Source organism: Frankia sp. CcMO1, from assembly GCF_977945845.1.
Map to the genome: position 1 here is coordinate 6,981 of NZ_CDWTMG010000154.1, position 5,497 is coordinate 12,477.

General features: G+C 69.4%; 8 protein-coding genes and 1 pseudogene. All 9 read left to right on the plus strand.

Features of this window, described 5'->3' with window-relative positions; translation table 11 throughout:
- A partial coding sequence (locus tag AC08OU_RS16885) for an elongation factor Tu (RefSeq protein WP_476605282.1) occupies positions 1–841 on the plus strand: 841 nt, incomplete at its 5' end.
- A gap of 424 nt (positions 842–1,265) precedes the next feature.
- Positions 1,266–1,574: a 30S ribosomal protein S10 gene (rpsJ, locus tag AC08OU_RS16890; protein ID WP_052530780.1), complete on the plus strand. Its 309-nt coding sequence runs from the start codon at positions 1,266–1,268 to the stop codon at positions 1,572–1,574.
- A gap of 13 nt (positions 1,575–1,587) precedes the next feature.
- Positions 1,588–2,256 (plus strand): 50S ribosomal protein L3, encoded by a 669-nt coding sequence (gene rplC, locus AC08OU_RS16895; RefSeq protein WP_476605283.1) that lies wholly within the window; start codon positions 1,588–1,590, stop codon positions 2,254–2,256.
- A gap of 4 nt (positions 2,257–2,260) precedes the next feature.
- A complete protein-coding gene (gene rplD, locus AC08OU_RS16900; RefSeq protein ID WP_476605284.1) occupies positions 2,261–2,971 on the plus strand; it encodes a 50S ribosomal protein L4 in 711 nt (236 codons plus the stop codon).
- Positions 2,972–2,974: 3 nt separating this feature from the next.
- Entirely contained in the window at positions 2,975–3,286 is a 312-nt protein-coding gene (gene rplW / locus AC08OU_RS16905) for a 50S ribosomal protein L23 (RefSeq protein WP_476605285.1), read from the plus strand.
- 43 nt (positions 3,287–3,329) lie between these two features.
- Positions 3,330–4,166 carry a 50S ribosomal protein L2 gene (rplB, locus tag AC08OU_RS16910; protein ID WP_476605286.1) on the plus strand — a complete coding sequence of 279 codons (837 nt, stop codon included), beginning with the start codon at positions 3,330–3,332 and terminating at the stop codon, positions 4,164–4,166.
- 16 nt (positions 4,167–4,182) lie between these two features.
- On the plus strand, positions 4,183–4,464 hold the full coding sequence (rpsS, locus tag AC08OU_RS16915; protein ID WP_476605287.1) for a 30S ribosomal protein S19: 282 nt from the start codon (positions 4,183–4,185) through the stop codon (positions 4,462–4,464).
- 51 nt (positions 4,465–4,515) lie between these two features.
- A pseudogene (gene rplV / locus AC08OU_RS16920) lies at positions 4,516–4,863 on the plus strand (50S ribosomal protein L22); the annotation flags it as partial.
- Positions 4,864–4,991: 128 nt separating this feature from the next.
- The coding region (gene rpsC / locus AC08OU_RS16925) for a 30S ribosomal protein S3 (protein ID WP_476605288.1) at positions 4,992–5,497 on the plus strand (506 nt) is incomplete at its 3' end.

Here is a 5,497-nt window from a genome sequence, read left to right on the forward strand (position 1 = left end):
GCGTGAGCACGTGCTGCTGGCCCGGCAGGTCGGCGTCCCCTACATCGTGGTCGCGCTCAACAAGTCCGACATGGTCGACGACGAGGAGATCATGGAGCTCGTCGAGATGGAGGTCCGCGAGCTCCTGTCGACCTACGAGTTCCCGGGCGACGACGTCCCCGTCGTGCGCGTTTCGGCGCTCAAGGCGCTGGAGGGCGACGCGGAGTGGTCCGGCAAGCTCCTGGAGCTCATGGAGGCCGTTGACACGGCGATCCCGGAGCCGCAGCGGGACATCGACAAGCCGTTCCTGATGCCGATCGAGGACGTCTTCACCATCACCGGTCGCGGCACCGTCGTCACCGGCAAGGTGGAGCGCGGCGTTCTCAAGGTCAACGAGACCGTCGAGATCGTCGGCATCAAGGAGAAGTCGCAGACGACGACCGTCACCGGCGTCGAGATGTTCCGCAAGCTCCTGGACGAGGCGCAGGCGGGTGAGAACGTCGGCCTGCTCCTGCGCGGCACCAAGCGCGAGGACGTCGAGCGCGGCCAGGTCGTGTGCAAGCCCGGCTCGATCACGCCGCACACCGAGTTCGAGGCGAACGTCTACATCCTCTCCAAGGACGAGGGTGGCCGGCACACGCCGTTCTACAACAACTACCGTCCGCAGTTCTACTTCCGGACGACGGACGTGACCGGCGTCGTGCACCTCCCCGAGGGCACGGAGATGGTCATGCCCGGTGACAACACCGAGATGCGGGTCGAGATGATCCAGCCCATCGCGATGGAGGAGGGCCTGCTCTTCGCCATCCGCGAGGGCGGCCGGACCGTCGGCTCGGGCCGGGTCACGAAGATCATCAAATAGCGCGAGAGGGGCGCCCCGGCCCGGGGAGCCGGTCCGGGGGCGCCACCCCCTCGCCGTGATCAAGTAATCCCCGTGGATCAAGCAATTCCCGGGAGTTACTTGATCCACGGGAAGTACTTGATCCACGGGGATTACTTGATCACGGCGAGGTTGGGCATCGATTGGTCAAGGACCGATCGGGTCTGGCACACTAGGAAAGTTGCCGCGGCGTGCCACCGCGCCCCTCAGCGGGTGGGTAGCGCACCCGGCCGGCCCCCGGCTGTCACCGGCGGAGGGCCACGCAGGAACGACCACCATCGACTCTCGGCGCCGGATGGCGCGGGGACACCGATGCGCCGGACATGCGACACACCCGACCTCGGGGGTCGGGGACTGGCAGCGGACGATTCGGGTTTGATTCAGGGAAAGTGAGCGCTAGGACGCCATGGCGGGACAGAAGATCCGCATCCGGCTCAAGGCCTACGACCACGAGGTCATCGACAGCTCGGCGCGCAAGATCGTCGACACGGTGGTCCGGACGGGTGCGACCGTGGCCGGCCCGGTGCCGCTGCCCACGGAGAAGAACGTGTTCTGCGTGATCCGTTCGCCGCACAAGTACAAGGACAGCCGCGAGCACTTCGAGATGCGCACGCACAAGCGGCTCATCGACATCATCAACCCCACGCCGAAGACGGTCGACTCGCTGATGCGTCTCGACCTGCCGGCCGGCGTGGACATCGAGATCAAGCTCTGAGGGACGCCCCGCGATGACTCAGCAGACCATCAGCGCGCCGGCATCCACCGTGAAGGGCCTGCTCGGCGAGAAGCTCGGCATGACGCAGATCTGGGACGACGCCGGCCGGCTCGTCCCGGTCACGGTCGTCAAGGCCGGGCCGTGCGTCGTCACCCAGGTGCGCACGCCGGACAAGGACGGCTACGAAGGCGTCCAGATCGCCTTCGGCCAGGTGGATCCGCGCAAGGTGACCAAGCCGCTGGCAGGACACTTCGCCGCCGCGGGCGTCACGCCGCGCCGCCACCTGGTGGAGGTGCGCACCGCCGACTCCGCCGACTACTCGCTCGGCCAGGAGCTCACGGTGGAGCTGTTCGACGCCGGCCAGAAGGTTGACGTCGTGGGCACGACCAAGGGCAAGGGCACGGCGGGCGTCATGAAGCGCCACGGCTTCCACGGCCTCGGCGCCTCGCACGGCACGCAGCGCAAGCACCGCTCGCCCGGCTCGATCGGCGGCTGTGCCACGCCGGGCCGCGTGTTCAAGGGCCTGCGGATGGCGGGCCGGATGGGCAGCGACCGGCAGACCACGCAGAACCTCACCGTCCACGCGGTGGATGCCGAGCGCGGCCTGCTGCTGATCAAGGGCGCCGTACCCGGCCCGCGTGGTGGCGTCGTCTTCGTCCGTACCGCTGCGAAGGGAGCCTGACGCCGTGGCCCAGTCCACCGCCGACACCACGCAGTCGCTGACGGTCGACGTCCTCGACGCCACGGGCAAGAAGGCCGGCACGGCCGAGCTGCCCGCCGAGGTCTTCGACGTCCAGACCAACGTGCCGCTGATCCACCAGGTGGTCGTCGCACAGCTCGCCGCGGCGCGGCAGGGCACGCACTCCACCAAGACCCGCGGCGAGGTCCGCGGCGGCGGCAGGAAGCCGTACAAGCAGAAGGGCACCGGCCGGGCCCGCCAGGGCTCGACGCGCGCGCCGCAGTTTGCCGGCGGCGGCACCGTCCACGGTCCGACGCCCCGCGACTACTCGCAGCGGACGCCGAAGAAGATGAAGGCCGCCGCGCTGCGCGGCGCGCTGTCCGACCGGGCGCGGTTCGGCCGCGTGCGTGTCGTGCGGGGCCTCATCGACGGCGACGTCCCCTCGGCGAAGGCCGCGGCCGCGGCGCTGGCCAACGTGGCGGACCGCAAGAACCTCCTGGTGGTCATCGAGCGCGATGACGCCGTCACCTGGAAGAGCCTGCGCAACCTGTCCGACGTGCACCTGCTGGTCCCGGACCAGCTCAACACGTACGACGTCCTGTGCTCCGATGCCGTGATCTTCACCGAGGGCGCGCTGGCCGCGTTCCTCGAGGGTCCGCCGCGTGGCAAGGGCGCGACCGCCGTGGCGTCGTCGCAAGAGGTCGAGGAGGAGGAGTAGAGCGTGAGTACTCTCGGCAAGATCCACCGCGACCCGCGCGACATCCTGCTCGCGCCGGTCGTCTCGGAGAAGAGCTACGGCCTGCTCGACGAGAACAAGTACACGTTCATCGTGGACCCGCAGGCCAACAAGACCGAGATCAAGATCGCTGTGGAGCAGGTGTTCGGCGTGAAGGTCGCGGCCGTCAACACGATCAACCGGCAGGGCAAGCGCCGCCGCACCCGCTTCGGCACCGGCAAGCGCAAGGACACCAAGCGCGCGATCGTCACGCTGCGCGAGGGCACCATCGACATCTTCGGCGGCCCGGTCGCCTAGGCGGCCAGACCTGTCGAGGACACGACACGAGGACTGACTCAGCATGGGAATCCGCAAGTACAAGCCGACGACGCCGGGCCGGCGCGGCTCGTCCGTCGCCGACTTCGTCGAGATCACCCGGACCGAGCCGGAGAAGTCGCTGGTGCGCCCCCTGTCGAAGAAGGGTGGCCGCAACAACTCCGGCCGGGTGACCACCCGGCACCAGGGTGGCGGCCACAAGCGCGCCTACCGGGTGATCGACTTCCGGCGGCACGACAAGGACGGCGTCCCGGCGAAGGTCGCGCACATCGAGTACGACCCGAACCGCACCGCCCGGATCGCGCTGCTGCACTACGCGGATGGCGAGAAGCGCTACATCCTCGCGCCGTGGAAGCTCAAGCAGGGCGACACGGTCGAGAACGGCCCGAGCGCCGACATCAAGCCCGGCAACAGCCTGCCGCTGCGCAACATCCCGGTCGGCACCGTCGTCCACTGCATCGAGCTGCGGCCCGGCGGCGGTGCGAAGATCGCCCGCTCGGCCGGCGCCTCGGTACAGCTGGTGGCGAAGGAAGGCCAGTTCGCCCAGCTGCGGATGCCCTCCGGTGAGATCCGCAACGTCGACGTGCGCTGCCGCGCGACCGTCGGCGAGGTCGGCAACGCCGAGCAGTCGAACATCAACTGGGGCAAGGCCGGCCGGATGCGCTGGAAGGGCAAGCGACCCACGGTGCGCGGTGTCGCGATGAACCCGATCGACCACCCGCACGGCGGTGGCGAGGGCAAGACGTCCGGCGGCCGGCACCCGGTGAGCCCGTGGGGCCAGCCGGAGGGCCGCACGCGCCGTCCCAACAAGGCAAGCAACGCCATGATCGTCCGCCGTCGCCGTACGGGCAAGAAGCGCTGATAGGAGCCCGATTCCGATGCCTCGCAGTCTCAAGAAAGGGCCCTTCGTCGACGGCCACCTGATGAAGAAGGTGGACGTTCAGAACGAGAAGGGGACCAAGAACGTCATCCGGACCTGGTCCCGCCGTTCGATGATCGTGCCGGAGATGCTCGGGCACACGATCGCGGTGCATGACGGGCGCAAGCACGTCCCGGTGTTCGTCACCGAGTCGATGATCGGCCACAAGCTGGGGGAGTTCGCCCCCACGCGCACGTTCCGGGGCCACGAGAAGGACGACCGCAAGGGCCGCCGCCGCTGAGCGCGAGCTCAAGCGGACTGGACTGAGCGGACTGGACTGAGAGGTTCACTGATGGAAGCCAAGGCGCAGGCGCGGTACGTCCGCGTCACGCCCACGAAGGCCCGGCGCGTCGTCGATCTGATCCGTGGCCGCCAGGCGGCCGAGGCCGTCGCGGTGCTGGAGTTCGCGCCGCAGGCGGCGAGCGAGCCCGTGCGCAAGGTCGTGCAGAGCGCGATGGCGAACGCCCGGGTGAAGGCGGACGCGCTGGCGCAGCCCTTCGACGAGCGCCTGCTGATCGTGCAGGAGGCGTACGTCGACGAGGGCCCGACGATGAAGCGGTTCCGGCCGCGTGCGCAGGGGCGTGCGTACCGGATCCGAAAGCGCACCAGCCACATCACCGTGGTGGTCGCGCCGCGCGAAGCGGCGGACCGCGCCGAGCGGCCGGAGCGCACCGGTAAGACCGCCGCGAAGAGGGCGACCACGAAGAAGGCCGCCGCGAAGAAGGCGGCGCCCCAGGGCGCCGCCGAGTTGAAGGGGAGGACCCAGTAGTGGGCCAGAAGGTCAACCCGCACGGGTTCCGCCTCGGCATCACCACCGAGCACAAGAGCCGGTGGTTCGCCGACAGCACCAAGAGCGGCCAGCGGTACCGCGACTACGTCAAGGAAGACGTCGCGATCCGCAAGCTCATGTCCAAGGGCATGGAGCGGGCCGGGATCAGCCGGGTCGAGATCGAGCGCACCCGCGACCGGGTGCGGGTCGACATCCACACGGCCCGCCCGGGGATCGTGATCGGCCGGCGTGGTGCCGAGGCGGACCGCATCCGCGGTGAGCTGGAGAAGCTCACCGGGAAGCAGGTGCAGCTGAACATCCTCGAGGTCAAGAACCCCGAGGTCGACGCGCAGCTGGTCGCGCAGGCCGTGGCCGAGCAGCTCGCCAGCCGGGTCTCGTTCCGGCGGGCGATGCGCAAGGGCATGCAGTCCTCGCTCCGCGCCGGCGCGAAGGGCATCCGGGTGCAGTGCTCGGGCCGCCTCGGCGGCGCCGAGATGAGCCGGTC